The sequence below is a fragment of the Mesorhizobium sp. BR1-1-2 genome, assembly GCF_020165435.1.
In the GTDB taxonomy this organism is placed as follows: domain Bacteria; phylum Pseudomonadota; class Alphaproteobacteria; order Rhizobiales; family Rhizobiaceae; genus Mesorhizobium.
Window position 1 is genome coordinate 405,809 of sequence record NZ_JAIUID010000006.1, and the last position, 25,533, is coordinate 431,341.

Consider the following 25,533-nt stretch of genomic DNA (forward strand, 5'->3'; position numbering starts at 1 on the left):
CTCTCAGCGGTGAATGGAAACAGTTCTGTCGGCCTGACGGCGAGGACCCAGCGCGGTGATTCCGGCCTCAACGCTGTTCATAAAGGTTCGCGTCGTCTGGATGAGATGCTCGGTGAAGGCGTCCGCCGCCGTCGATGCAATGACACCCCACGGCCGGTAGACGCTGAGATTCAGATCGAGACGTGGCCGGAAATCCCTGATCTCGATCGGCAGGTCGCGCGCCAGCCACGCCGAAAGCCTGTCGACGACGCTCACGCCCGCACCGGACGCGACAAGGGCGATGCACGCACTGGAGAGGCTGGCCTCTACCTTCAACAGACGTCCCACCCCGCGTTCTTCGCACAAGGCATCGAGTTGCTGCCGCATCGGATCGGCAGAACCCATCGAGATGAAATCGAGACCGTCGAGATCTTCCGCCTGCACCACGTCGAGTTCGGCCAGACGGTGACCCGCCGGCATGACGCAAACAGGCGGCGTCGCTGTCAGCGCTCGTCTGACGATTGAAGAATTCTCGTCCGATGCCGTTACGCCTATTCCGATGTCGAGCTGATTGCGGCTCGCCCGCTGCACCACCGTGGCGGAGCTGCGGATATCCAGGGAAATCGACACCGACGGATGCTGTTTTGAGAAGCTCGTGATGATGGACGGCAGCAGCGTGGACCCGAAAGCCGGGAGCGCGCAGATGTTTAGCCTGCCACTTCGCAACTCGCGTATCTCCCTCGCGGCGCGCGAGATGCCGCGCGCGGACTCGAAAACGCGCTTCACCTCGGCATAGAGCATGTGTGCTTCAGGGGTGGGGATCAGCCGCTGCCGGCTTTTCCTGAACAGCTGGAAATCCGCCTTCTCGCTGAGTTGCTGGAGCATCTTGCTGACAGCCGGCTGCGTGATGTCGAGTGCGTCGGCCGCCTTCGTGGTCGTTCCGTGCAGCATGACCGAAGCGAAGACCTCGATCTCGCGAGGCGTAAACTCTGCCTCCTTCGTGACGGTGTCCTTTTCGCCAAATTTCATGCCCGCTTACCTTGCTAGGCAGCTGGATCGCTGTGCCGAAACAGCGAGCTGCGAACGCCAAGATTAATGGGAAGGGCCGGATGTTCCAAGAGGCGCGCGAAGGAAGTTTATTCCTGGAGGTTATGAACTTTCAGCGACTTGGCGGAACTGATTTCAGTTGCTTGTCAACATTTCGGCGAGGTCGAGCAAACCGGCGTCCTGGCCGGGACCTGAGGCAAGTTGTACCGACACCGGAAGCCCGTCAGGAACCGGCAAAGGAATAGCCAGCGCCGGCATGCCAAGCATATTTGCCCAGCGGCGGAAGCGGCCGCCCGCCATTCCCCACGGCACCATTTCCTCATTCACCTCGGTAAGTTCGTCGGAAAGCCGCGGCGCCGATCCAGGCGCCGTAGGGATGGCAAGAGCGTCCAGGCCCGCGATTTTCTCCAGAAACCGGCCTCGCACGTCGTTACGGATTGCGATGGCGCTATCATAGGCGTCGGCATGGACACGAATGCCGTCCTGCAGGAATGAGCGAACCGCGTCGCCGACCATGTCCGGCTTCCGATCGATTGCATTGCGGTGGATTCGCGCGAACTCGAATTGGAGGATTGTCAGTCCCGCGGCGACGAACGCCTCCCTGTCGTCGAAGGAGATCTCGACCGTGCGCACTTCGGGACGATCGAGCATGGCAGCCATCGCGATATCGACTGACGTGTCGACGTGAGCGCCAACCAGCTCTGGGCAGATGCCGACGGTGATGCCGGTTGTCGTTCTGCTGCCCCCGCTTGCCGACGAGGCGAGCCGTTTTCCGGCAAGCGCCTCGGTCATCAGGCGAACGTCCCTGACCGAGCGTGCAAGAACGCCGACGCAGTCCAGCGAAGGCGCTATGCTCATGACGCCCTGCACGGCGATCAGATCATTCGTCGGCTTGTAACCGAACAAGCCGGTTGCAGCAGCCGGGGATCGGTTTGACCCGCCGCTGTCCGTGCCAACCGCCGCCAGGCAAAAACCGGCTGCGACCGCTGCGGCCGAGCCGCTGCTCGTCCCACCTGTCCCACGGTCCGGATCAAGCGGGTTGGCGACCTTGCCGAACCAAGTGTTGTCATGACCGCCGACGCACAGTTCGTGCAGGTTCGTCTTGCCGATGATGATGGCGCCGGCCGCCTGAAGATTGGCAATGCACGGTGCCGTTTCCGTCGCGACGTGGTCGCGAAACAACCGGGAGCCAGCCGTTGTCGGCCAATCCTTGACATCGATAACGTCCTTGACCGCGATCGGCACGCCATGCAGCGGACCCCGCCTTTGACCGGATCTGATTTCGCGTGTGGCCTGAAGCGCGGCGTCCAGGGCGCCAGCTTCGTCCACGAATATCATCGACTTGATGTGTTCATTCAGTTCCTGGATGCGCTCGAGGCAATCCTCCACGATTTCCACGGGCGACAAGCCGGCGGCGATCTTTTCGCTCATCTCCTCGATCGACCGGCAAGGGCTGCTATTCATATGACGACCTTAGAGCGAACGGGCCTGACCGACTGCATTGCGGCCGGCCGGAACCCAGCCGACGATGCCACATCAAGAATTTGGTGGACAGTCGCGAGCTTATTCCCGTGGACGCGGGACTATCGCTGAAAACTCATAGTCGCGATCAATGGCGGCGTCGTGAACCGTTCAATTCAGCCCTGTCCTCGCACGCGCCGATCAAGGAGCGCCGATCGTTTGCCGGTCGCCGGACTGCGTCACTCGAAGGGGCTATCGCTGTCATAACTATTGGTGATGAACCGCACGGCAGGGGGCATTAGATCGAGATCATTCGAACTGTTAGCGTTTTCAAACACCGCCCTGAAAGAAGGTCGACTGAGCCGAATGGCCAAGTTCGCATCGCCGACATCCGTACCAGTCCACGATGCTCGATGCTGCCGGCTGGCCGCGGGCCGACGCCGAAAGATCGGCACATGCCCGGCGACCAGCATCATTATTGCGGAAGATACAAATCCACAGAAACAAAAAGGGGAACAATCATGAAAAAGCTTGCACTCGCCTTGTCACTGATCGTGGCGGTATTTGGCGCCGCCAATTCATCGTCGGCGGCCGATGATGTCATCCGTTTCGGTGTCGCCGCGGAGCCATACCCGCCTTTCTCCGTCAAGGATGCCAGTGGCACCTGGCAAGGCTGGGAAATCGACCTGATGAATGCCGTTTGCAAAGAGATGAAGGCGAAATGCGAGATCGTCGATATCGCCTGGGACGGCATCATTCCCGCGCTGTTGGCCAAGAAGTTCGACGTTATCTGGAGCTCGATGTCGATCACGGACAAGCGCAAGGAGGTGATCGATTTCACCGACAAGTACTACTATTCGCCCAACGTGCTTGTCGGTGCCAAGGCGGATACGCGGCAGTTCGACGTGACCAAGCCGGAGACATTCAAGGGGATCGCCGTCGCGGCACAGAGTGCCAGTCTGCAGGCGACCTACATGCAGGATAAGTTCAACGGCATTGCCGAAGTAAAGATATATCCAACACTCGATGACGAAATCGCCGACATCCAGGCCGGACGCGTGGATCTCATGGCGGCGGCAGGCATCCAGATCCAGGATTTCTTAAAGAAGCCGGAGGGCCAGGCTTATGAAATCAAGGTGACGCTGCCGCATGAGAAAATGTTTGGATACGGCGACGGCGGCGGCCTGCGCAAGGAAGACAGCGCTCTGAGGGACCGCCTCAATGCAGCACTCAAGGCGGTGCGCGCCAGCGGCGAGTATGACACCATCACCAAGCGCTATTTCGATTTCAACATTTACGGCGATTGATCGTCTGGTTCAGGCCCGGGGACGGCCGCCACGGGGCGGCCGTCGCCATCTTCATTGAACTGGAACGCGCTGTATGAACTCGACCGTGTCTTGGGCAACCCTGCTCAGCTTCGGGGACAAGGGCTGGGGCGACGAATTGCTTCTTGGCGCTTGCCTGAGCCTTGGAATTTCGATCAGCGCCTATCTCGTGGGCCTGACCCTCGGCCTCATGGGTGCGGTGGCCAAGATCTCGAAGAGCCGCGTGGCCGCCTCCGCAGCCGTTGCCTATACGACAATCATCCGGTCCGTCCCGGACATTCTCGTCATATTTCTCGTCTACTATACCGCGACGGACGCGTTGCGCTGGGCCGTGAGCCTGGCGGGACTGACTTCCGAATTCCAGGTCAATGGGTTTGTCGCCGCGACGCTGTCGCTTGGGATCGTTCAAGGCGGCTACAGCACGGAGGTCCTGCGTGGCGCGATCGTGGCCATCCCGCCAGGTCAGGTCGAGGCAGCCCATGCACTCGGTCTGACACGGCGACAGACGTTCTTCCTGGTGACCGTGCCGCAAATGGTTCCCCTGGCCTTGCCGGGGCTTGGCAATTTGTGGCTGGTCGTCTTGAAGGAAAGCTCACTGGTCAGCCTGATCGGCTTTACCGAGCTCGTTCTCGCCGGCAAGATGGCTGCCGGCGCGACGCGCGACTACTTCATGTTCTATTGCGCGATCGCGTTCGTATTCCTCGCCATGTCGGGCATATCGGCGATGCTTTTCCATGCCCTCGAAACAGCCACCGTCCGTGGCGGGAGGCGGGGCTAGCGTGACTGAGTTTGGAGCGTACCTTGCCAATCAGCTTCTGGCCGGCGTCCAGGTCACCATAATCCTGTTCCTCGGCTGTGCGGCGGTCGGCAATTTGCTTGCCATCCCGGTTGCACTGGCCCGGTTATCCAACAGCAAATGGCTGCGATATCCTGCGGTTGCGTTTATCCTCGCGTTCCGGGGGACCCCGCTCCTGGTCCAGCTTTACCTCTGCTACTTTGGTATCGGGCAGATTCTCTCGGGTATCCCCTCGATCCGCTACAGCCCGCTCTGGCCCATTTTGCGAGGCGCAGACTTCTATGCGTTTTTTACCCTTTCCCTGAACACCGCGGCCTACTGTGGCGAGATTTGGAGAGGGGCGATACAGGCCATTCCGGAAGGGCAGCGGGAGGCCGGCCAATCGCTTGGCCTGTCGAAAACACGGATCATGATTTCCGTCCTTCTCCCGCAGGCTTTCAGGTTGGCTTTGCCGGCGATCGGCGGCCAGAACATCCTGCTTTTGAAGGGGACCGCGCTGGCGTCGACGATCACGGTCTTTGAACTCATGGGTGCGGCGAACCTCGTTCGCGCGCAGACATTTCGGGTCTACGAGCCTCTGTTCGCCGCCGCGCTAGGGTATTTCCTGCTGGCGGCATTGATCACTATCGGCTTTGGTTTCTTCGAGAGACGGCTTGCTCGACAGCATTGAGCGGAACGGTGTCGCCTGTGATAGCGGCCGCTTTTCGGGATAGGGCGACTCGGCTTTCTACAGCATGCTGCGCGAAGCTGCAGCAAGAGCGGTTGCCGTGGTGCTCGCGCCAGAGCCCGCCGATCCGACGAGAGCGATCACAAGTTTGTCGGTGCGCCACTCTTCATTCATCGCTGGAATTTCGCCGTGTAATTCCTCCTTGTCATTTCTTGTCATTTCTCGGCGTTTGATTGCTGCTCTTAGCAACCGCGATTGATTGAATTGGAAAGCGGGCCATTGCGCAATCGTCAAATAAAATTCGATCTTCTCCATAGCACTGCCGAATGTCTGGCGTTTACTTCTTTCAGCATTTTTGGGGATATCTAGCGTTTTGCAGTGCGAGATCTGGACATGACTCTCGAAGAAGCCTCTGTTTCGTGTTGGGTAAAGGGCAGAGAAATGGCTGGGCACAGATACGGAGGACCTTGGTCCGAAATCAAGGTCGCAGCGGTCGAATACTATCTCCAATGCTATACGGCGGCGTTGACACCGAAAGCGATGGAGCTTTGGTATTTCGACGCTTTCGCGGGATCGGGTGACAGGGAAGAAGAACGTCAGACTGGCGGGCTGCTAGATGGGAAACCCTATGAAACTATAGTCGAAACGACAGACGGGTCGGCCCGCAAGGCTTTAAAGGTTGACCCACCGTTCAAGCACTACGTCTTCATGGAGACCGATGATGTGCGATTGAAGGCGCTGATTGAGCTGAAGGCTACTTACCCGTCGACGGACATCCGTGTCCACCCAGGAGATGCAAACGAAGAGCTTGCCAAAGTTGTCTCGCAGCAGCCATGGATAAGGAAGGCCAAGAGTTTCCATAGGGGGGTGGTATTTTTGGATCCCTTTTCCCTGCAGGTCGAATGGAAAACGCTACAGGCGCTCGCCGCCACGGAAGCACTGGACGTGTGGTATCTCTTTCCTATTCGAGATGTTACGCGACAGCTTGCGCACAAAATCTCGGGGATAGGGCCGAAGGCTAAACGGTTGGACCTGGTGCTTGGTCCAGAGTGGCGAGAACTGTACTCTCTGCCGCCCACCCCCACGACGACACAGCTCGACATCTTTGGTAGTGCACCACCAGACGAGTTGGCTCGCGTCGCTCAGTGGCGGGACATAGAGGCTTGGTTTAAACGCCGCCTCGAAAGCGAATTCGCGTACGTTTCGGACCCCGTTCCAATTCTTAAGAGCAAGGGCCGACAAACGTTCTCTCTTTTCCTTGGAGTCGGGAACCGCAAGGAAGCTGCTACAAGATTAGCTAAGCATTTTGCTAGTCATGTTAGAAAGAACTTTGCGGTTGAATAGGCATCTCGTCGTAGGTTTGACCATTGAGCATCCGGCCCGCTGCCTTTTTGTTTTTACCACCCCATTGCTTGAAGAAAAATGCTGTTCCCGCCCCGCGGCAGGCTGTCTCAATCTCGTCGACCCAGGCAGGATCCATCAATCGGGAATTAGGACCGCTTTCTCCACCCACAATTGCCCAGTGAATGTCCTTCAGGTTTGCCCGAGCCACACTCCCGATCAACGGTTCGAACGAGATAAACCGCACCGTTGCAGGAACCTTTCGCAACTCATCAATGCGGTAGAGGACACGGCTGTCTTCGACGCTGGTCCCAAGCCACACGTTAGGCAGTTTGGCGAGACCAGGAACGATTTCGATCATTCGGTCGGGGCGCTTCGTAAGGATCTGGTAGGTGTGCCGGGGTGTATCCGCCATTACCCGCCAGACATCCGCGATGAAGTCAGCGGGTACGTCGGAGTGAAACAAATCTGACATCGAATTGACGAACACGCGGCGGGATTTCGACCATGTTTCGGGGATCGCCAACGCCTTCCGATCCAAATAAATTTTGCCCGTCCATTTGGCGCGGCCTCCCGACTTGCGCGTCAAGCCCGTATATTTTTCCTGGCCCATGGCCTCAAGCCGCGCGGCCATGCGCATTGCATAGCAGTTTGTGCACCCTGCGGTCAGAATTGTGCAGCCAGCCACCGGGTTCCAAGTCGCATCGGTCCACTCAATAGATGTCTCGGCCATAGGAATTTTCTCCCTTTGTCATCCGGATAGTGCACTTTCAACCTTACGCCAAGATGGTGGCATTCCCTACCATGTCGGGACACTCCCGGCGTTCAATGCGTCAGCAATCGTCTTCGCGGCATTGTCCCGACGCCGGCGGAAGGTCGAATAGGGCCCAGCCGCGGCGCTCGCACTCGACCACGGTGTGGCGGCCACCAACGCTCCTCCCCAACTGATCTTGCCCGCCAACTTGGCCGCGTACGGCAGCCCCAGGAGCTATCATGCGGAATATCTCGGCGAGAGGCCGTCGCCCGAAAGCGAAGCGCGCTGGGATGGCGCAAGGGCCGGAAGAACTCGAAGCGGCGGCAGATCAGGGCGGCGGGCATGGCCTGTCCGGCAGAGCACTACACGCCATCACCGCGCATCTACGCCGGCCTGCCGGATCTCGATTATCCGTTTCACGACAAGGCCGTCACCGTCACCACTGCGGCCGCATCTGCTACAATCGCAAGAAGATCAACCTCAGCCTCGTCTTTGCCGGCCAGACCGTCGGCATCAAACAGGTCGAGGACCACATCTGGCTGGCTAGCTTCATGGATTATGATCTGGGATATTTTGACAATGAGACATGCAGGCTCGAACCACTCCAAAACCCCTTCGGGCCAAAAGTGTTACCCATGTCTCCGGTATAAACCGTAACCTATGTGTCCGGAACGGACCTTGGAAATAGTGGCTCCCCGGGCCGGATTCGAACCAGCGACCAACCGGTTAACAGCCGGTTGCTCTACCACTGAGCTACCGGGGAACAGAGGCTCTCATGCGAGTGGCGCAGCCTATAGCAAACCCTTTTCGGCTTTGCAAAGAACCATTTCGCATTTTTCCGAGACTTTTTCGCTCAGGCGTTTCTCGCAATCGGCGGCGTTCGTCCTCATATTAGCCTCCTTGCGAGGGGCGCGGAACCGAATGCGCGGTCGCGGCTTTCCTCAAGTGACACCCTCAAGCCACCAGACGGACCAGCCATTCGAGATGACGGCAGCAGAAGAAAACCAGGCAACGGCGCGAAAGATATCAGTCTTCGGGCGCAAGTTCACCATGCCGCGTTCGCGCGGCCTCAGGATTGCGATCGGCGTGCTTTTGACGATCGGCGGCATTCTGGGGTTCTTGCCTGTTCTCGGTTTCTGGATGGTGCCGCTCGGACTTTTGGTGCTCTCCTACGAATTCGCCATGGTGCGCCGCCATCGGCGCCGGTTCGTCGTCTGGTGGGAACGGCGGCGCCGGCCGGATTGATCGGCCACGCGGGGCCTTGCCCGGCTTCGTCGCGGCGACCTTTGGGGCCGAATCAAATCGCAGCGCTATCCTGCGTTCCAGTGCTCGCCTCCTCCGGGGCGTCCTGCTGGCCTGCTTTCAGATCCTCGCTGATTTCCTTCAGGACGGCGGAAGCCGAGGCAAGGCGCGCGCGGTCGCGCGGCGAAAGCCGGCCGGTGCCTTCTATCTTGAGGCAATCCATGGCGTAGCGCACCAGCTCCTCGCACCCCAGCAGCGGCGAGCTGTCCGCATTGTTGGTCGACTCGTCCGGTTTGGCCAGCTGCATGGCGCAGTCCTCCTCGGCTTCAACGCAGCCCGGTGCGCGGAGTTTCTCTCGATCATCCGCCATGCTTAACGGCTTGCTAACGCAGCTCGAACCGCCCTGTCTCGCATTTAGGGCGGGGTGCGGGAACTGGCGCAGGCGAAACCGTCGCGAATGCATTGTCGCCGCTTGACGGCTTTTTCGCCGCAACCTATTGGAACCGGGTGGAACGCCGGGAGCAACGAGGCCTCGTGGCGGAGTGGTTACGCAGAGGACTGCAAATCCTTGCACCCCGGTTCGATTCCGGGCGAGGCCTCCAATCTCCGGGCTCCCGCGCGTCAGCGCAGGGGCTCGCCGTTCCCGTCTAGATGAACCGCGATGTGGCGCGGCAAGCGGATTGGTTGGGACATGAGCGCTGATTTCTCCGAGCTTCGCGTCAAGATGGTCGATGGTCAGATCCGCACCACCGACGTGACCAGCACGCCGCTGCTCGACGCCATGCTTTCCGTCCCGCGCGAGCTTTTCGTCGACGAACGCCAGCGCAATCTCGCCTACATCGACGAAGACATCCGCATCGCGGACGGCCCCGGCGGCGCGCGATATCTGATGGAGCCTTCGCCGCTGGCCAAGCTGATGCAACTGGCCGAGATCAGTCAGGCCGATTCGGTCCTCGATGTCGGCTGCGGCACCGGCTATGCCTCGGCCATCCTGTCGCGACTGGCGGGATCCGTGGTGGCGCTTGAAAGTGATTCGGCGCTGGCCGAAACCGCAAAGTCGGTGCTCTCATCGCTGGGCTGCGGCAATGTGACCGTGGTCCAGGGCCCGCTGCCGCAGGGATATGCGGCCAAGGCGCCCTACGATGTCGTCTTCGTCGGCGGCAGCGTCGGCAAAGTGCCGGCGGCGCTGCTCGACCAGCTCGCCGAAGGCGGCCGCCTCGTCGCGGTCGAAGGGCAGGGCAATTCCGGCGTGGCGCGGCTTTTTTTCAAAGCAGGGGGGGTTGTAACCGGTAGACGGGCATTTAATGCGGCAATTAAGCCACTACCCGGGTTCGAACGTGAGCATGCTTTCGAATTCTGAATGATTTGGCCTTGCAGCAGAGGCTTTGTCATGGTCGCTTGCATTTGAACAATCGTTGCTGATCCCAATGGGGGCACTTTGGGCCGAGCGACAGGGAACATTCTGACACGCCGCTCCGGTTCTCAAAGGAGAAGCCGGTGCGGTGTGGTTCCCATGGAAAACGAATGAGGGTTTAATGGTGCCGTCTCTACGCAAGTCACTTTTCACCGCCGTCCTCGTTTCGGCGACCGCGCTTTCCCCGCTGGCCGCCTCGGCCGAAACCATCTCCGGCGCGCTTGCAAAGGCCTATCAATACAATTCCTCGCTGAATGCCTCCCGAGCCGGCGTACGCGTCACCGACGAGAGCGTGGCCATCGCCAAGTCCGGCTGGCGCCCGACCATCACCGGGACGGCCGACACGAATTATGTGAATACCCGTGCCAGCGGCGCCAACGTCAAGACGGGGTCGGCCAGTGTGGGCATCGTCATAAACCAGAGCCTGTTCGACGGCTTTCAGACGAGAAACAATGTGGCGGCAGCCGAATCGCGGGTCAAGGCATCCGTCGAAAGCCTGCGCAACACCGAGGAGAACACGCTGTTGAGCGCGGCCACGGCCTATATGGACGTGATTCGCGACCGGCAGATCGCGGTGCTGACGGAGCAGAATCTGCAGTTCCTGACCGAGCAGGCGCGCGCCGCGCGCTCGCGGTTCGAGGTCGGCGAAGGCACGCGCACCGACGTTGCGCAGGCCGATGCGTCGCGCGCTTCCGCCGTGGCGTCGCTCAGCGCCGCTCGCGCGCAGGCGCTGGCAAGTGCGGCGAGCTATCACCAGATCGTCGGTGACGAGCCGGGCAAGCTCAGGCCTGCCTCGCCATTGGCCAGGCTGCTGCCGCCGAGCCTCGATTCGGCGATTGCCATCGCCTCGGCCGAGCATCCGGCGATCCTCGCCACCCAGCATCTGGTTGATGCGGCCGCGTTTTCGGTGAAATCGTCCGAGGGCGCATTGCTGCCGCAGCTTTCCGCGTCGGCCGGCATTTCGGAGGATTATCTGCATCGCAATCCCGACCTCCAGGGGAGCAACGGGGGTTCGACCTCAGCCAACATCGGTGCGACACTGACAATCCCGATCTATTCGGGCGGCCGCACCTCGGCGGTCGTGCGACAGAACAAGGAATCGCTTGGCGAGGCCCGCATCCAGGTCGATGTCAGCCGCGACCAGGTGCGTCAGGCCGTCGCCTCGGCGTGGTCGCAATACACCGCCGCGCAGCAGAGCGTCGCCGCCAACAGGCAGGTGATCGACGCCGCGCAACTGGCGCTGAACGGTGTCATCGAGGAACGCAATGTCGGCCAGCGCACCACGCTGGACGTGCTCAACGCGCAGGCCACCGTCATCACCGCCAAGATCAACCAGGCAAATTCCGAGCACGACGTGGTGGTGGCAAGCTATGCCATCCTGTCGGCGATCGGCCGCCTCTCGGCCGAGCGCCTTGCGCTGCAGGCGACGAAGTACAGGCCTGAAGAGCACTACAACGCCGTCAAGGACAAGTGGATCGGCCTGCGCACGCCGGACGGCCGCTAAGCTCCACAGATTCGAGTAGTTCTCTAGAAGCGGCCCGGCCTTCGATCGAAACGCCGGGCCGCTTCATTGTTTGCGCAACTGCGCCGGCAAGCCGTCACATGCTTTTCGACGAATTGCGCTAATCTGTTGAAATCCCACATGTCCCCAGAATGGGGATTCTCGTACGGCGATCCGTCGGTTACGCTGTCGCCATGATTCGAATCCGGCTTTTTCCGGAGCGGAAATCTGCAACAGGTCACAAGGGCGGCGGATGTGACGATGGCAACGGCAAGCAGCGCACAGCGCGAACCTTCCATGGAAGAGATACTGGCTTCCATCAGGAGGATCATCGAGGACAGCGACAGCGGCCGCAAGCAGCCGGACGATGCCGATGACTTGCGGCAGGATCTGAAGCCGGCGGCGGGTGCCGCTCCCGACGTCGATGCGTTCCGCGCCGAATTGCATGCCGCTCCCGAGGTCAGGAAGCCGGTCACGTTGGCCGAGGTGCAGGCACAGACGTCGGCGGCCGAACCGACGGTCGCGCGCATGGAAGCGCCGGAGCGAACCGATCCCGTGGCGCCAAGGGCGTCGATGACGCTTGCCGAGGTGAGCGCCCGGATCGCCGCCGAGCCGCTTCCCGCCGAAAGAACCGACAGGCCCGCGGCGCCCGAGGCCGGCGCGGCAAGCGATGCCATCGTCGCCGATTGGCGCCGCGAGATCGCGGCGGTCGGCGAGCAGGCGAAGGCGATACCAGGCATTCGCAAACCGGTTGCCCAACCCGAAGCGCCGGTGAACGAGCCGATGCCTGAGCCGGCGTTCGAGCGGGCCCCTTCGATCGCCGCCCCGGCCAGCACCGATGAGGCGCGCAAGGCGGCGGATGAAACGCCAGCAACCCGTCCGGCAATCCTTTCCGAGCATACGGGCCGGCAGGTCGCCGCGGCCTTTGGCGAACTCTCCGACGCCTTTGCCAGCCGCAGCAAGAAGACGTTCGACGAGATGGCCGAGGAGATGCTGCGGCCGATGCTGCAGGACTGGCTGGACAACAACCTGCCGACGCTGGTCGAGCGTTTGGTGCGGGAGGAGATCGAGCGCGTGGCGCGCGGAGGACAATGATTTCCCGGAAGCCTTAGGCAGCTAGTTGGACACCGTTGCGCATTCACCCTGGCGGCGCAGGCACGGCAATCTCGGGGTCGGCATGGCGAGGAAGGCGGGTGGCTGCAATGATAGCTCCGACGATTGCGATTGCCACGACCACGCCGCTCCAGGCTTCATATAGGCCCAATCCAAGGATAAAGCCCGCCAAAACCGGTGAAGCGATATCGGTTACCGCGACCAGGGCTTGACCCGTTCCAATGGCGACCCCTTGTCGCTCGGACGAGACATGGACTGACAGCGCCGCGAGATAGGTGGGTTTGGCAAGAGCGTCGCCCGTACTGATGCAGAGCACGGCGAAGGCGAGCACGGGAATTGTGCCCGCCATCCCGGCGCTGACGAAACCTGTGCAAATGAGGGCGAAGATCAGGATGATCAGTCGACGCTCTGAGAAAAACCGACCGAGCCATCTGAGCAGGAAGAGCTGAACGAGGATGTTGATCACACCGTCTGCCGCGATGATGTAGCTGAACTCGCGTGGTCCGAGAGCGTGGCCGTTCCAGACGAACCTGTCGGCAAGAAAGATCGGAAGCTGCGAGGTGTACATTCCATAGGCGAGGAAATGGCATAACATCACCACCATGAGCACCCGGATCACCGGAGAACTGGTTACCGCCCGTAATGAGACTTTCTCTCGATCGGCCCCGTCCGCGCCCTGTCCCATCACCTTGCCGCCGTTCAGGCCGAAGGTCGTCACGACAACACCGGAAGCCGACAAGGCCAGTGCCATATAGATCGGGGTGGTCAGCGATATCTCCGACAGAATGCTTGAAAAACCTGCACCGATGGTTCCTCCGAGACCGAGACCGGCGTTTACGACGCCGATCGCCTGGCGTCGGGTCATCGCCGAACTATTGTCTGCTGCATAGGCCGCCGCAGCCGAGAAGTTGCCGGCGGTGAAACCGAACAGGAAGCGAGCAAGCAGGACGGCCAGGATACTCTGCGCCTGGGCGAGCAGCAGCAGGCTGACGACTGCCACCATCTGGCTAGCCAGAAGAACCCGCTTGCGTCCGAAACGGTCGGAAAGCTGGCCGAGCAAAGGCGATGCAGCGGACTGGCTCAGCGCCTCGGTGGAAAGGACGAGGCCGAAGACGAAAGGGCTCGCCCCCATCTCACGCAAATAGAAAGGCAGGACGGGTAGAACCGCACCGATCCCGGCGGCATAGAGGGTGACGACAGCGAATAAAGGCAGCATCAACCGCCAGTCGAGCCTGTCCGGCGCGCCAACTTCGTTCTTCGAACACATCTCGACGCTCATTTCGGTTCTTCTTCGGGTTGGACTACGCCCATGCGGCCCAAATAGATTTCGAGCTCCGCGGTCCGGTCCGCGCCAAGAATCGCGATCGCACCGACATACCCGTCCGGCCGGATCAGCACAGAGTCGCCCGGTGCTAGTGCATAAGCATTGCGAAGGTGTCCCCAGGCATCGATGACATCGCCTTGCGGGCCGATGTAGTGGACATGCAGCCCCTGGCGTGGCGCAACCGTCTCTCTCCCGGCTCGATGAACAAGCAGCGTCCAATGCGGCCCTTTGAGCAGTTGGAACAGTCGCCATGGTTGGCCCGCCGCGCCCCTGATTTGGGCATCCGGCGCGCGGTCCCCGGCACGCGGGCCGCTGCTGCGTTCGGCCAGTTCCCTGGAGAGCGACGAGTCCGGATAGCCGATATCGAGCTGGCGCACCTCGCGGCCGCGGTGCATTCCACCCTGTTTCTGGGCGTCGAGCAGCCGCGTCGAAAGGCCGAGAACCGATTCCGCGACCGGACGCCGTTCCTGCTCATAGGTGTCGAGCAGGCAATCATCCGCGCCGCCGAGCACGGCGGCGAGTTTCCAGCCCAGGTTATAGGCATCCTGCACGCTGGTGTTCAGGCCTTGGCCGCCGGTTGGCGGATGGATATGAGCCGCATCGCCGACGAGGAATACCCGATCGACCCGGTAGCGATCGGCAAGCCGGGCGTTCATCAGGTAGGCCGACGCCCAGGCGACCGAATCCACCTGCACGTCGGCGCGGCCTGTCCGCTCACTAATCAAGCGCCCCAGTTGTTCTGCCGAGAGGTCCACTTCGCCGTCCAGCGGGATGGGGGCCTGAATCTGGAAGAGATCGGTTCCGGCGAGCGGGCAAATCGCGACCATTCGCTCCATGTCACCGTCGTTGAACTGGTGCCACGCATCGCGGTCCAGCCCGGTCAACAGCACATCCGCCACGACCGCACGCACGCCCAGCGTCTTGCCGGGGAAATTCAAGCCGAGCGTGCCGCGCACGAAGCTGCGTCCGCCGTCCGCTCCGACAAGATAGCGTGCGCGAACGGTTTGCTCGCCATTCGGCCCCGCAAGACGTGCCATGACACCGTTTTCGCCTTGCTCGAACCCAACCAACTCACATCCGTACTCGACCCTATGGCCTAGTTCTGCCAGCCGCTCTCGCATGATCCGCTCGGTGAGGAATTGCGGAATCATCAGCGCGATAGCGTAAGGCTCTGCCGGCGTCGGATCGGGGCGCTCGCCGGTGTCCTTTTCGATATAGCTGCCGTCATCGCCATACACGCGCATCGGCGGATAGACGCCGCCTGCGGCAACGACCCTGTCGAGAATGCCGAGGTCTTCGAAAATCTCCTGTGTCCTCGGCTGGATGCCCTTGCCGCGCGAGCCACGGAAAGGTTCGCTCATCTTCTCAATGAGCTGGAAAGATATACCGCGCCGTGCAAGCTCGATCCCCAGCGTCAGGCCAGCCGCTCCCGCGCCGCAGATGAGCACATCTGCCACAAATCCGTTTGTCATGTCGATCTCCTTGTGTGTAAAATGCACATAATAGGAGAGTCGGAGTGCCGTCAATGAAAAATGTGAAAAATACACATATTGGAAGTCATCAGATTCGCGAGCTCCACGGAGCGCTGATCGAGATTGCCAGCCTTATGAACCGGCCTCAGCGCGATGAGCAGATGGTAAAGGAGGCTGGAATTGCGCTCGACCGCGCATTGTTTCCTCTGCTGGTCGGGATAGAGCGGCTTGGGCCGATCGGGATAGTGGACCTCGCCGACCGAGCTGGCCGCGATTACACCACTGTCAGCCGTCAGGTGGCAAAGCTCGAAAGCCTTGGCCTGGCCGTGCGCCGGCAGAGCGAGACAGACCGCCGCGTGAACGAGGCCGTCGTCACGCCAAAGGGCAAGGCGATGACCGACAAGATCGACGCTGCACGAGAGAGAAACGCTCGCGCCATTTTCGAAAGCTGGGACGCACACGACATCGACGAACTCGTGCGGCTTATGCGCAAGTTCGCCGACGCTATGAAAGAAAAGCCGGAGGACTCCAGCGCGCCCTGAGACGTCGCGCTATTCCTCGTTTCGCACGACGCGAGCTGGCATTTGGGATTGGGCGGCGTCGGCGTGCAATGCCTCTCCGGCTGGAGCCGGTGACAGTGCCGACGCCACCAGGGATTGTCGCATACGGGACAGACGCTATCTGAACGGTGATCCTCTTTCTGTTGTGCCGGTTGCCGAGGCGGCCCCCACGGTTGACTCGATCAAAGCCTTCCGATTTACACCGGACCAGCAAAATCCGACAGCGCGGACCGTTTTCCCATGCTCGAAAAGACCTACGACGCCAAAACCGTCGAACCGAAGATTGCCAAGGTGTGGGAAGAGGCCGACGCGTTTCGCGCCGGCGCCGGCGCCGAGGAGGGGGCTGAGGCCTTCACCATCGTCATCCCGCCGCCCAACGTCACCGGCTCGCTGCATATGGGCCATGCGCTCAACAACACGTTGCAGGACATTCTCGTTCGCTTCGAGCGCATGCGCGGCAAGAACGTGCTGTGGCAGCCGGGCATGGACCATGCCGGCATCGCCACGCAGATGGTGGTCGAGCGGCAGTTGATGGAAAAGCAGATCCATCGCCGCGACCTCACCCGCGAACAGTTCATCGAGAAAGTATGGGAGTGGAAAGCCGAATCCGGCGGCGCGATCCTCAACCAGCTGAAGCGGCTCGGCGCCTCGGCCGACTGGTCGCGCGAACGCTTCACCATGGATGAGGGCCTGTCCAAGGCCGTGCTCGAAGTGTTCGTCACGCTCTACAAGGAAGGCCTGATCTACAAGGACAAGCGCCTTGTGAACTGGGATCCCAAGCTGCTCACGGCGATTTCCGATCTCGAGGTCGAACAGCAGGAGGTCAACGGCAATCTCTGGCACTTCCGCTACCCCGTTGAAGGCGTGGCCTTCGATCCGGAAAACCCGAAGACCTTCATCACGGTTGCGACCACGCGTCCGGAAACGATGCTGGGCGACACGGCCGTCGCCGTGCATCCGGAGGACGAGCGTTTCCGGCACCTTGTCGGCAAGAACGTCGTCCTGCCGATCGTCGGCCGCAAGATTCCCGTGGTGGCGGATGAGTATTCCGATCCGGAGAAGGGCTCTGGCGCGGTCAAGATCACGCCGGCGCACGACTTCAACGATTTCGAGGTCGGCAAGCGCCACAAGTTGCCGGCGATCAATATCCTCACCGTCGAGGCGGCGCTAAACCTCAGGGACAATGAGGATTTCCTCTCCGGCCTCGAGGTGACGCCGGAGCGCCAGGCGGTCTGGGACGAACTCAACGGCCTCGACCGCTTTGTCGCGCGCAAGAAGATCGTCGAACTGATGGAAGAAGGCGGCTTCCTCGACAAGGTGGAACCGCATCGCCACGCCGTGCCGCATGGCGATCGCGGCGGCGTGCCGATCGAGCCGTTCCTGACCGAGCAGTGGTATGCCAACGCGGCGGAACTCGCCAAGCCGGCCATCGCCTCGGTGCGAGAGGGGCGCACCAAGATCATACCCGCGAATTGGGAAAAGACTTACTTCCAGTGGATGGAGAACATTGAACCCTGGTGCATCTCGCGCCAGCTTTGGTGGGGTCACCAGATTCCGGCATGGTATGGGCCGGACGGGCGCGTCTTCGTCGAGAAGACCGAGGAAGAAGCGCTGAGTGCCGCGATCGAATATTATCTGGCGCTCGAAGGACCCTGGAAGGCCTGGGTCGAGGACAAGCTTGAGAATTTCCAGCCAGGCGAAATCCTGAGCCGCGACGAGGACGTGCTCGACACCTGGTTTTCGTCGGCGCTGTGGCCGTTCTCGACGCTGGGCTGGCCGGATGAGACGCCGGAACTGAAGACCTACTACCAGACCGACGTGCTGGTGACCGGCTTCGACCTGATCTTCTTCTGGATCGCCCGCATGATGATGATGGGCCTGCACTTCATGGACGAGGAGCCGTTCCACACCGTCTACATGCACGCGCTGGTGCGTGACAAGAACGGGCAGAAGATGTCGAAGTCGAAAGGCAACGTCGTCGACCCGCTCGACCTCATCGACGAATATGGCGCCGACGCGCTGCGCTTCACGCTGACGGTGATGGCGGCGCAGGGACGTGATGTGAAGCTCGATCCCGCCCGCATCGCCGGCTACCGCAATTTCGGCACCAAGCTGTGGAACGCGACGCGCTTCGCCGAAATGAACGAAGTCGCGCGCAACGACGATTTCTGGCTGAACGACGCCAAGCTGGCGGTCAACCGCTGGATCCTGACCGAGCTGACACGCGCCGCGCGAGAGGTCACGGACGGCATCACCTCATACCGCTTCAACGAGGCGGCCGGGGCGGCCTACCGCTTCGTCTGGAACCTGTTCTGCGACTGGTATCTGGAGCTGCTGAAGCCGGTGTTCATGGGCACGGACGAGGCGGCCAAGGCCGAAAGCCGCGCCTGCGTCGCCTTCGTGCTCGACGAGATCTACAAGCTCCTGCATCCGATGATGCCGTTCATGACCGAGGAACTTTGGGCGCAGACCGCGGGTGAGGGCAAGGAGCGCGCTTCGCTGCTTTGCCACGCCGCATGGCCGTCGCCGGATTTCGAGGACGCTGAAGCGGCCGCCGACATCAACTGGCTGGTTGATCTCGTGTCCGGCATTCGTTCCGTGCGTTCGGAAATGAACGTGCCGCCGGCAGCCATCGCGCCGCTGATGGTGATCGGAGCCAACACGCTTACCCGCGAACGGCTGGAGCGCCACGCCGCCGCGATCAAGCGGCTGGCACGCGTCGGCGACATCTCGCAGGTTGACGCCGCACCCAAGGGCTCGGCGCAGATCGTGCTCAACGAGGCAACGGTCTGCCTGCCGCTCGGCAGCCTGATCGATCTCGCCGCCGAGGCCGCGCGCTTGCAGAAAGAACTGGCCAAGGTGACCGAGGAGATCGCACGCCTGCACAAGAAGCTGTCCAACGAAAGATTCGTCGCGAGCGCGCCGGCCGAGATCGTGGAAGCCGAGCGTGAAAAGCTGGCCGAGTACCGCGAGGCGCAGGGCAAGCTTTCGGTTGCGTTGGCCAGGGTTCGCGAAGCGGGTTGAAGGCAGATTCGGGAGGCTTTAGGACCCTCTAAAATGGGGTGGCTTTTTGCCTCGAAAACCGGCATTCCGTAGCGTTAATGTTGACGTAAACGGAAGTTTTCGCCCCATTGTTGCCATAATGTAACAATGGGGCGTCTGACTGCTCAAAACTACTTATTTTTGGCCCTTTTGGCCGATTTTCTCCTGCTTTTTTGAGTGCGACGCCCGCCGGCGGACCGTTTTTTTGCCTTGCTGCGCTGGTCTGCATTTTGTCCGGGATGCGTCCGGTGGACATGTACATGTACGCCCCGAGAATTCGTTGTTGCACCGTTAACCTGAATTGGTTCTAGCTGGATGCACTGACTATTCGGGGAGGACATCCATGAACAATCTGCGTCTGAAAGCACTGCTGGGGGCAGGGTGCTTTTCGCTGGCTTTGCTGGGGACGGCAATGAGCTCGGCACATGCCGGCGGCCTGGAGCGCGGCGGCTACGATATCGACCTCCTGTTCGATCCGGCTCCGTTCACGACGGACGCGGAAGCGACCTACGTGATGCCGGATCGCAAGTACGAGAATGCGCGTGGTCCCGGCGGAGCCAATCTCGGCCTGGGCACCTCGGCCGACGGAGCCGAGGGTTATTGGGTACCACGCATAGGAATGAAGGCCCAGATTGTGCAGGGCGTCGACTGCATGGTCGATTATTCGCAGCCTTGGGGTGCGCATACAGCGCCTGGTATGTGGAACGGCGCGCTCTCTAACATCGAGACCGATATCAAGAGCAACAACTACGCCGGCACCTGTTCCTACAAGTTTGATGCAGGCAAGGGCCAGCTCCGCTTTATCGGCGGGTTGTTTTACCAGGATATCTCGGGCTTCAAGGAAAGCTTGGTCAATCTTGCTCCCGTATTGACGGGTCGTGTCGATCTGGAGGCTAGCGGTTGGGGCTGGCGCGCCGGCGTTGCCTACGAAATCCCTGACATCGCGCTCCGCGCCAGCTTGGTCTACAATTCGAAGGTCAAGCTTGACAACATTTCGGGCACACTCACCTTACCGGCTATTCTTGGAGGTTCTCGGCCGATCTATGGCGCAGAGGAGTCGATGCCGGATTCGCTGGAACTGAAACTGCAGTCCGGTATTGCGCCTGGCTGGCTGGCCTTCGGTTCAATCAAGTGGGTCAACTGGAGCGTGCTGCAAAGCGTTCCGATCTGCCCAACAATTGCGCCTGGGGCGGCTTGCTTCACGAACGGTCCGGGTCAAGTGACGTCGCTCGACCTGATGTATCGTGACGGCTGGACCGTTTCAGGTGGTATCGGCCACAAGTTCAATGATCAATGGAGTGCCGCCGGTCAATTGACTTGGGATCGTGGCACCTCGCATGGCTATGGTGCGCAGACCGATACGTGGACCCTGGGCGGCGGCGTCGCCTATACGCCGCAGCCCAACATCGAAGTGCGGCTCGCTGGAGCTGTCGGCGTTTTGACCAGCGGCCATTCGGGGACATTGGCTGGTGAGAACGGCTATGTTGCAGGCGAGGATGCCAGCTACGATTTCGGGAATGATCTGATCACGGCGATCTCTGGTGGTGTGAAGATCAAGTTCTAAGTCTCTGTAAGATCGAATGAAAGGCCGGGCAATGCCCGGCCTTTTTCGTTGCGGGCTGTGGCCGAGCCTGTCGGCCCCAGGACTGCGTTGCAGATAAACCGCACCGGCTCCGCCTCGTGTCGATGTGATGTTTTGGCAACACTTTCTGAACAACCCCTGCGCTAGAAGTCAGGCCGAGGAAATTGCCCATTTCCCGCCATAAACCCGGCGCACCTCGATCTTGTCTCGGGACACGCGCCAAAAGGCTCGGCGATGAGGCAGGCCGCACCGCCCCCTTGCGAGGAAGATGTGGGGCAAGGAAGAGTATGGACGCCAAAGTCATCTCCAAGGCCAAGCTCCCCAGCCGCTATGTGACCGTCGGTCCGGCGCGTGCGCCGCATCGTTCCTATCTCTATGCCATGGGCCTGTCGGCGGCCGAGATCGCACAGCCGCTGGTCGGCGTCGCCTCCTGCTGGAATGAAGCGGCGCCCTGCAACATTTCGCTGATGCGCCAGGCGCAAGTAGTCAAGAAGGGCGTCGCGGCCGCCAACGGCACGCCGCGTGAATTCTGCACCATCACCGTCACCGACGGCATCGCCATGGGCCACCAGGGCATGAAGTCTTCGCTCGTGTCGCGCGAAGTCATCGCCGATTCGGTCGAGCTCACCATGCGCGGCCATTGCTACGACGCGCTGGTCGGGCTCGCCGGCTGCGACAAGTCGCTGCCCGGCATGATGATGGCCATGGTGCGGCTCAACGTGCCGTCGATCTTCATCTATGGCGGCTCGATTCTGCCCGGCAGCTATCGCGGCCGCCAGATCACCGTGCAGGATGTGTTCGAGGCGGTGGGCCAGCACTCGGTCGGCACGATCGGCGATGCCGAACTGCTTGAAATCGAGCAGGCCGCCTGTCCGTCGGCCGGCTCCTGCGGCGCCCAGTTCACCGCCAACACAATGGCGACCGTGGCCGAGGCGATCGGCCTGGCACTGCCCTATTCCTGCGGCGCGCCGGCGCCCTATGAAATGCGCGATCGTTTCAACTTCGCCTCCGGCGAAAAGATCATGGAACTGATCGCCAGGAATATCCGGCCGCGCGACATCGTCACGCTGAAAGCACTGGAGAACGCGGCAACGGTGGTTTCGGCCACTGGCGGCTCGACCAATGCGGCGCTGCATTTGCCGGCCATAGCGCATGAGGCCGGCATCAAGTTCGACCTGTTCGACGTCGCCCGGATTTTCGAGAAGACGCCATACATCGCGGACCTCAAGCCCGGCGGCAAATATGTCGCCAAGGACATGTTCGAGGCCGGCGGCATCCCGTTGTTGATGAAGACGCTGCTCGACCACGGCTACCTGCATGGCGACTGCCTGACGGTCACTGGCCGCACTTTGGCCGAAAATATGGAGCATGTTGCCTGGAATGAACACCAGGATGTGGTCCGCCCGGCCGACAGACCTATTACCCAAACCGGCGGTGTCGTGGGCTTGAAGGGAAACCTTGCCCCCGAAGGCGCGATTGTGAAGGTCGCGGGCATGACGGAGTTGAAATTCTCCGGCCCGGCGCGCTGTTTCGATTCGGAAGAAGAATGTTTCGAAGCGGTGACGCATCGCAACTACCGGGAAGGCGAAGTTCTCGTCATCCGCTACGAAGGGCCGCGCGGCGGACCTGGCATGCGCGAGATGCTGTCGACGACGGCGGCACTCTACGGCCAGGGTATGGGTGGCAAGGTGGCGCTGATCACAGACGGCCGTTTCTCGGGCGCGACGCGCGGCTTCTGCATCGGCCATGTCGGGCCGGAGGCAGCCGTTGGCGGTCCGATCGGCCTCATCCGGGACGGCGATGTGATCTCTATAGACGCCGTGAACGGCACGATCGATGTGGCGTTGTCCGATAGGGAACTGGCTGCGAGGGCAAAGAGTTGGAAGGCGCGCACGACCGACTATCAGTCGGGCGCGATATGGAAATACGCACAGACGGTAGGTTCCGCCCGCGACGGCGCGGTCACCCATCCGGGCGGTGCGAAAGAAACACACTGCTATGCGGACATCTGAGTTGTTGAAGTCAACGCCAGAGTTGTTGAGGTCGTCTGTCCTTCCGGCACTGGTCGCGTTGGCGATCTTCGGCGCCGTCGGCCAGGCCATGGCCTTCGACGACAAGGTGTTCGACGACAAGACCGGCGTGAAGCCGCAGTCGAGCCCCTGGGCGGTGTTCCAGTTCGGTTTCTCCGCCTACAAGAACGGCCACAAGGAACAGGCCGCCGAGGCCTATAAATACGCCGCCGAAAACGGCCAGATCGGCGCCACCTGGAAGCTTGCCCGCATGTATGCCGAGGGCGACGGCGTGGCGCGCGACGATTACGAGGCGTTCAAGTTCTTCTCGGAGATCGTCGATCAGGACGTCGAGCCCGGCTCACCGGAAGAAAGCTACGTTTCCGACGCGCTGGTGGCGCTGGGCGACTACCTGCGCAAAGGCATTCCCGGCAGCCCGGTGACCGAGAACGAAGTGGCGGCCCAGGAATATTACATGCGCGCCGCCGCCAACTACCGCAACCCGAATGCCCAGTTCGAGATGGGGCAGATGTTCCTGAAGGGCGAGGGCGGCGTGAAGGCCAGCGTCAAGCAGGCCGGGCGCTGGTTCCAGCTCGCCGCCGAAAAAGGCCATGCCGGCGCGCAGGCGACGCTCGGCCATCTCCTGTTCCAGAGCGGCAAAATCGTGCGCGGCCTGGCGATGATGACGGCAGCACTCGAACGTGCGGCGCCCGCCGACCAGCCCTGGATCCGCGGCATGCAGGAAGAGGCCTTTGCCGCCGCCGGCGAAGCCGACCGCCGCACGGCGATCTCGCTCGCTGACGACATCCTGACCAAGGGCACCAACGCTGAGCAGTAAGGAGCGACGGCCGAACTGCCGATCTCCCTACAAGGGGGGAGATTAGCCACCGCAAACTCAATTCTCGGTCGGCTCCGTCGGCACCATGCTGGGAGCGGGCGCCGAGATCGGCGTCATCGGCGGGTGGGGTGCCAACATGTCTTGCGGGCAGCTATCCCCGACCTTCGTCCATGAGGTGTTGTTGAGCACCATTTCGCAGCGGGCGAGATGGCTCTTGTCGGCGACCGTCAGGCAGGCGACCTGGCCGACCGGGTAGGATTTTCCATTGGCGAGACATTCCTCAGCGGCGAAAGCCGCCGCGGGAGCGGCCATGGCGAATGCCAGGCCGATCGGACAAAGGACAAGTCGTATGGTCATGGGAACCCCAGCCGCCATGATGATCTTCCATCATGCGCCTGATTGTGGCGATAGGAGGTCCAGCGCGGGCTCGGGGTCTCCGTCAGGCCGGCAGCAAATCGAGATCGATGGCCACCGGCACGTGGTCGGACGGTTTTTCCCAGGCGCGCACATGCTTTTCGATCGAGGCCGATGAAAACCGGTTGGCGGCCTCGGGCGACAGCAGCAGGTGGTCGATGCGGATGCCGTTGTTTTTCTGCCAGGCGCCGGCCTGGTAGTCCCAGAAGGTGAAGGTGTCACCCGCATCGGTGACCGAACGCACCGCTTCGGTGAAGCCGAGATTCTTCAGCCTGCGGAACGCCTGCCGCGTCTGCGGCTGGAACAGCGCGTCATTCAGCCAGTTCTCCGGGAATTTCGCGTCGACAGGTTCGGGAATGACATTGTAGTCACCGGCCAGCACCAGGGCTTCCTCCAGCCTCAGCCGCTCCTCGGCCCAGCGCTCCAGCCGCGCCATCCAGGACAGCTTATAGGAGAATTTCCTCTCGTCATCGATCGGATTGCCGTTCGGCAGATAGAGCGAGGCGACACGCAGCGCGCCCTTGTCGGTCGAGAACACGCCTTCGATGAAGCGCGCATGCTCGTCGGCGTCATCGCCGGGCAAGCCTCTGATGACCTCGTCGAAGCGCAGTTTCGACAGCAGGGCGACGCCGTTGAACCCCTTCTGGCCGTGGGTTTCCACATTGTAGCCAAGCGCCTCGATCTCGGCACGCGGGAACTGCTCGTCGACCGTCTTGATCTCCTGCAGGCAGACGATGTCGGGGGCGCTTTCGGTCAGCCAATGGGTGAGGTTGCCGATGCGGGCGCGAATGCCGTTGATGTTCCAGGTGACGATCTTCATGGCGGCCTCAATGTTCTTCCGGGGCAAGACGTTCGACGAGACCGATCGTATTGCCTGCGGGATCCTTTAGAAAGGCCATCCACTCGCTTTCCCCCGCCCGGCCGAACTGGCCCTCGGCGTCGCGATGAACAAGCGTGGGAGCCGCGGTGAAGGGAACGCCCGCAGCTTTCGCGCCGGCGTGGAAATCCTCGAGACCGGATATGTCGAGATAGACGGTTCCGGCCGGAATGCCGTCGGTGAACAGCAGCCGCACGCTGCCGGCCATGATGAAGGCGATGCCCGGCGGATCGTAACGCGCATGCACGCTCATCCCCAGCACGTCGCGCCAGAAGGCCAGGGTCGCGTCGAGGTCTCGCCCGGCCGAGAGTGCGACCTGACGGACCGCGCCAATGGCAGGCATGTTGTTCCTAAATGGAGAAGCTTGTGCCGCAGCCGCAGGAGGCGACCGCATTCGGGTTGCGGATCTGGAACGACTGGCCCATCAGGTCGTCGACGAAATCGATCACCGACCCGCCCATATAGACCAGCGACAGATCATCGATCAGAACCGTGGCGCCGTCCTTCTCGATGGCGACATCGTCGTCGTTGCGCGCATCGACCAGATCGAACTTGTAGGAAAAACCGGAGCAGCCGCCGCCTTCGACGGAAACGCGCAACGCCGTCTTGCCGGCCTCGCCCGACACAATCTTGGCGATCCGCCTGGCGGCGGCATCGGTCATCTCGACTTTCATGGCAGTCTTGGCATCCGCGCCCATGGGCGTCACCTTGCTTTCGGTTTCAGATGATAGGTATGAAGCGCGAAGGGCCAAGTCAACCGGCCAAAGTCAGGCGG

Annotated in this window: 24 protein-coding genes, 2 tRNA genes and 1 pseudogene; 15 read left to right on the forward strand and 12 right to left on the reverse strand. The window is 61.4% G+C overall.

The window, feature by feature from the left end; all coding sequences use genetic code 11:
- Window positions 1-3: 3 nt before the first annotated feature.
- Complete coding sequence (locus LB551_RS17230) at window positions 4-1,008, reverse strand: LysR substrate-binding domain-containing protein (RefSeq protein ID WP_140551542.1); 1,005 nt, start codon at window positions 1,006-1,008, stop codon at window positions 4-6.
- Between the two features lie 153 nt (window positions 1,009-1,161).
- Complete coding sequence (locus LB551_RS17235) at window positions 1,162-2,490, reverse strand: amidase (RefSeq protein WP_318012736.1); 1,329 nt, start codon at window positions 2,488-2,490, stop codon at window positions 1,162-1,164.
- A 518-nt stretch (window positions 2,491-3,008) separates the two neighbouring features.
- Between LB551_RS17235 and LB551_RS17240 the strand changes: the two genes are divergently transcribed.
- From LB551_RS17240 to LB551_RS17250, 3 genes are all read left to right on the forward strand, one after another.
- The gene (locus tag LB551_RS17240) at window positions 3,009-3,794 is read left to right on the forward strand and encodes a transporter substrate-binding domain-containing protein (RefSeq protein WP_411970949.1); all 786 of its coding nucleotides are present in this window, start codon (window positions 3,009-3,011) and stop codon (window positions 3,792-3,794) included.
- Between the two features lie 73 nt (window positions 3,795-3,867).
- Entirely contained in the window at window positions 3,868-4,590 is a 723-nt protein-coding gene (locus LB551_RS17245; RefSeq protein ID WP_224659957.1) for an ABC transporter permease, read from the forward strand.
- Window position 4,591: 1 nt separating this feature from the next.
- On the forward strand, window positions 4,592-5,278 hold the full coding sequence (locus tag LB551_RS17250; RefSeq protein WP_224625465.1) for an ABC transporter permease: 687 nt from the start codon (window positions 4,592-4,594) through the stop codon (window positions 5,276-5,278).
- Between the two features lie 57 nt (window positions 5,279-5,335).
- On the opposite strand, the gene LB551_RS17255 is transcribed toward LB551_RS17250, so the two are convergent.
- On the reverse strand, window positions 5,336-5,590 hold the full coding sequence (locus LB551_RS17255) for a hypothetical protein (protein ID WP_224659958.1): 255 nt from the start codon (window positions 5,588-5,590) through the stop codon (window positions 5,336-5,338).
- 78 nt (window positions 5,591-5,668) lie between these two features.
- Here LB551_RS17255 and tcmP point away from each other — a divergent pair, with 78 nt between their 5' ends.
- Complete coding sequence (gene tcmP / locus LB551_RS17260; protein WP_224659959.1) at window positions 5,669-6,619, forward strand: three-Cys-motif partner protein TcmP; 951 nt, start codon at window positions 5,669-5,671, stop codon at window positions 6,617-6,619.
- On the opposite strand, the gene LB551_RS17265 is transcribed toward tcmP, so the two are convergent.
- Window positions 6,594-7,349 carry a DUF5131 family protein gene (locus tag LB551_RS17265; protein WP_224659960.1) on the reverse strand — a complete coding sequence of 252 codons (756 nt, stop codon included), beginning with the start codon at window positions 7,347-7,349 and terminating at the stop codon, window positions 6,594-6,596. The genes tcmP and LB551_RS17265 overlap by 26 nt on opposite strands.
- 342 nt (window positions 7,350-7,691) lie before the next feature.
- On the opposite strand from LB551_RS17265, the pseudogene LB551_RS17270 reads away from it, so the two are divergent.
- Window positions 7,692-8,020: pseudogene (locus LB551_RS17270) on the forward strand (integrase); the annotation flags it as partial.
- A gap of 38 nt (window positions 8,021-8,058) precedes the next feature.
- On the opposite strand, the gene LB551_RS17275 reads toward LB551_RS17270, so the two are convergent.
- Window positions 8,059-8,133, reverse strand: a tRNA-Asn gene (locus LB551_RS17275).
- Window positions 8,134-8,354: 221 nt separating this feature from the next.
- Between LB551_RS17275 and LB551_RS17280 the strand changes: the two genes are divergently transcribed.
- A complete protein-coding gene (locus LB551_RS17280; protein WP_140551440.1) occupies window positions 8,355-8,615 on the forward strand; it encodes a hypothetical protein in 261 nt (86 codons plus the stop codon).
- Window positions 8,616-8,667: 52 nt separating this feature from the next.
- Here LB551_RS17280 and LB551_RS17285 read toward each other — a convergent pair whose 3' ends face one another.
- Window positions 8,668-8,919 (reverse strand): hypothetical protein, encoded by a 252-nt coding sequence (locus tag LB551_RS17285; RefSeq protein WP_140551441.1) that lies wholly within the window; start codon window positions 8,917-8,919, stop codon window positions 8,668-8,670.
- Window positions 8,920-9,140: 221 nt separating this feature from the next.
- Here LB551_RS17285 and LB551_RS17290 point away from each other — a divergent pair.
- The 4 genes from LB551_RS17290 (at window position 9,141) to LB551_RS17305 (ending at window position 12,622) form a co-directional block, all read left to right on the forward strand.
- Window positions 9,141-9,214 (forward strand) — tRNA-Cys (locus LB551_RS17290).
- Between the two features lie 89 nt (window positions 9,215-9,303).
- Entirely contained in the window at window positions 9,304-9,972 is a 669-nt protein-coding gene (locus LB551_RS17295) for a protein-L-isoaspartate O-methyltransferase family protein (protein ID WP_140495747.1), read from the forward strand.
- A gap of 178 nt (window positions 9,973-10,150) precedes the next feature.
- Window positions 10,151-11,530: a TolC family outer membrane protein gene (locus LB551_RS17300; RefSeq protein WP_140639227.1), complete on the forward strand. Its 1,380-nt coding sequence runs from the start codon at window positions 10,151-10,153 to the stop codon at window positions 11,528-11,530.
- A 258-nt stretch (window positions 11,531-11,788) separates the two neighbouring features.
- The gene (locus LB551_RS17305) at window positions 11,789-12,622 is read left to right on the forward strand and encodes a PopZ family protein (RefSeq protein ID WP_224659961.1); all 834 of its coding nucleotides are present in this window, start codon (window positions 11,789-11,791) and stop codon (window positions 12,620-12,622) included.
- A gap of 43 nt (window positions 12,623-12,665) precedes the next feature.
- Here the strand turns inward: LB551_RS17305 and LB551_RS17310 are convergent, their stop codons facing one another.
- Together LB551_RS17310 and LB551_RS17315 are read right to left on the reverse strand one after the other, a co-directional pair.
- Window positions 12,666-13,919: an MFS transporter gene (locus LB551_RS17310; RefSeq protein ID WP_224659962.1), complete on the reverse strand. Its 1,254-nt coding sequence runs from the start codon at window positions 13,917-13,919 to the stop codon at window positions 12,666-12,668.
- Window positions 13,916-15,436 (reverse strand): FAD-dependent oxidoreductase, encoded by a 1,521-nt coding sequence (locus tag LB551_RS17315; protein ID WP_224659963.1) that lies wholly within the window; start codon window positions 15,434-15,436, stop codon window positions 13,916-13,918. The genes LB551_RS17310 and LB551_RS17315 overlap by 4 nt, the downstream gene beginning before the upstream one ends.
- A 44-nt stretch (window positions 15,437-15,480) precedes the next feature.
- Here LB551_RS17315 and LB551_RS17320 point away from each other — a divergent pair, with 44 nt between their 5' ends.
- From LB551_RS17320 to LB551_RS17340, 5 genes are all read left to right on the forward strand, one after another.
- A complete protein-coding gene (locus tag LB551_RS17320) occupies window positions 15,481-15,978 on the forward strand; it encodes a MarR family winged helix-turn-helix transcriptional regulator (RefSeq protein ID WP_224625470.1) in 498 nt (165 codons plus the stop codon).
- 258 nt (window positions 15,979-16,236) lie between these two features.
- The gene (locus LB551_RS17325) at window positions 16,237-19,020 is read left to right on the forward strand and encodes a valine--tRNA ligase (RefSeq protein WP_224659964.1); all 2,784 of its coding nucleotides are present in this window, start codon (window positions 16,237-16,239) and stop codon (window positions 19,018-19,020) included.
- Window positions 19,021-19,381: 361 nt separating this feature from the next.
- Entirely contained in the window at window positions 19,382-20,602 is a 1,221-nt protein-coding gene (locus LB551_RS17330; protein WP_140551447.1) for an OmpP1/FadL family transporter, read from the forward strand.
- Between the two features lie 305 nt (window positions 20,603-20,907).
- Complete coding sequence (gene ilvD / locus LB551_RS17335; RefSeq protein WP_140638959.1) at window positions 20,908-22,632, forward strand: dihydroxy-acid dehydratase; 1,725 nt, start codon at window positions 20,908-20,910, stop codon at window positions 22,630-22,632.
- Window positions 22,619-23,467 carry a tetratricopeptide repeat protein gene (locus tag LB551_RS17340; protein WP_224625474.1) on the forward strand — a complete coding sequence of 283 codons (849 nt, stop codon included), beginning with the start codon at window positions 22,619-22,621 and terminating at the stop codon, window positions 23,465-23,467. Before ilvD ends, LB551_RS17340 begins: the two co-directional genes overlap by 14 nt.
- A gap of 57 nt (window positions 23,468-23,524) precedes the next feature.
- Here the strand turns inward: LB551_RS17340 and LB551_RS17345 are convergent, their stop codons facing one another.
- The 4 genes from LB551_RS17345 to erpA form a co-directional block, all read right to left on the reverse strand.
- Window positions 23,525-23,842: a hypothetical protein gene (locus tag LB551_RS17345; protein WP_318012737.1), complete on the reverse strand. Its 318-nt coding sequence runs from the start codon at window positions 23,840-23,842 to the stop codon at window positions 23,525-23,527.
- 64 nt (window positions 23,843-23,906) lie between these two features.
- Window positions 23,907-24,701, reverse strand: a complete 795-nt coding sequence (gene xth, locus LB551_RS17350; protein WP_140495757.1) for an exodeoxyribonuclease III — start codon at window positions 24,699-24,701, stop codon at window positions 23,907-23,909.
- A 7-nt stretch (window positions 24,702-24,708) separates the two neighbouring features.
- Window positions 24,709-25,101: a VOC family protein gene (locus LB551_RS17355; protein WP_224659966.1), complete on the reverse strand. Its 393-nt coding sequence runs from the start codon at window positions 25,099-25,101 to the stop codon at window positions 24,709-24,711.
- Window positions 25,102-25,108: 7 nt separating this feature from the next.
- Entirely contained in the window at window positions 25,109-25,456 is a 348-nt protein-coding gene (gene erpA, locus LB551_RS17360; RefSeq protein ID WP_140551452.1) for an iron-sulfur cluster insertion protein ErpA, read from the reverse strand.
- Between the last annotated feature and the right edge of the window lie 77 nt (window positions 25,457-25,533).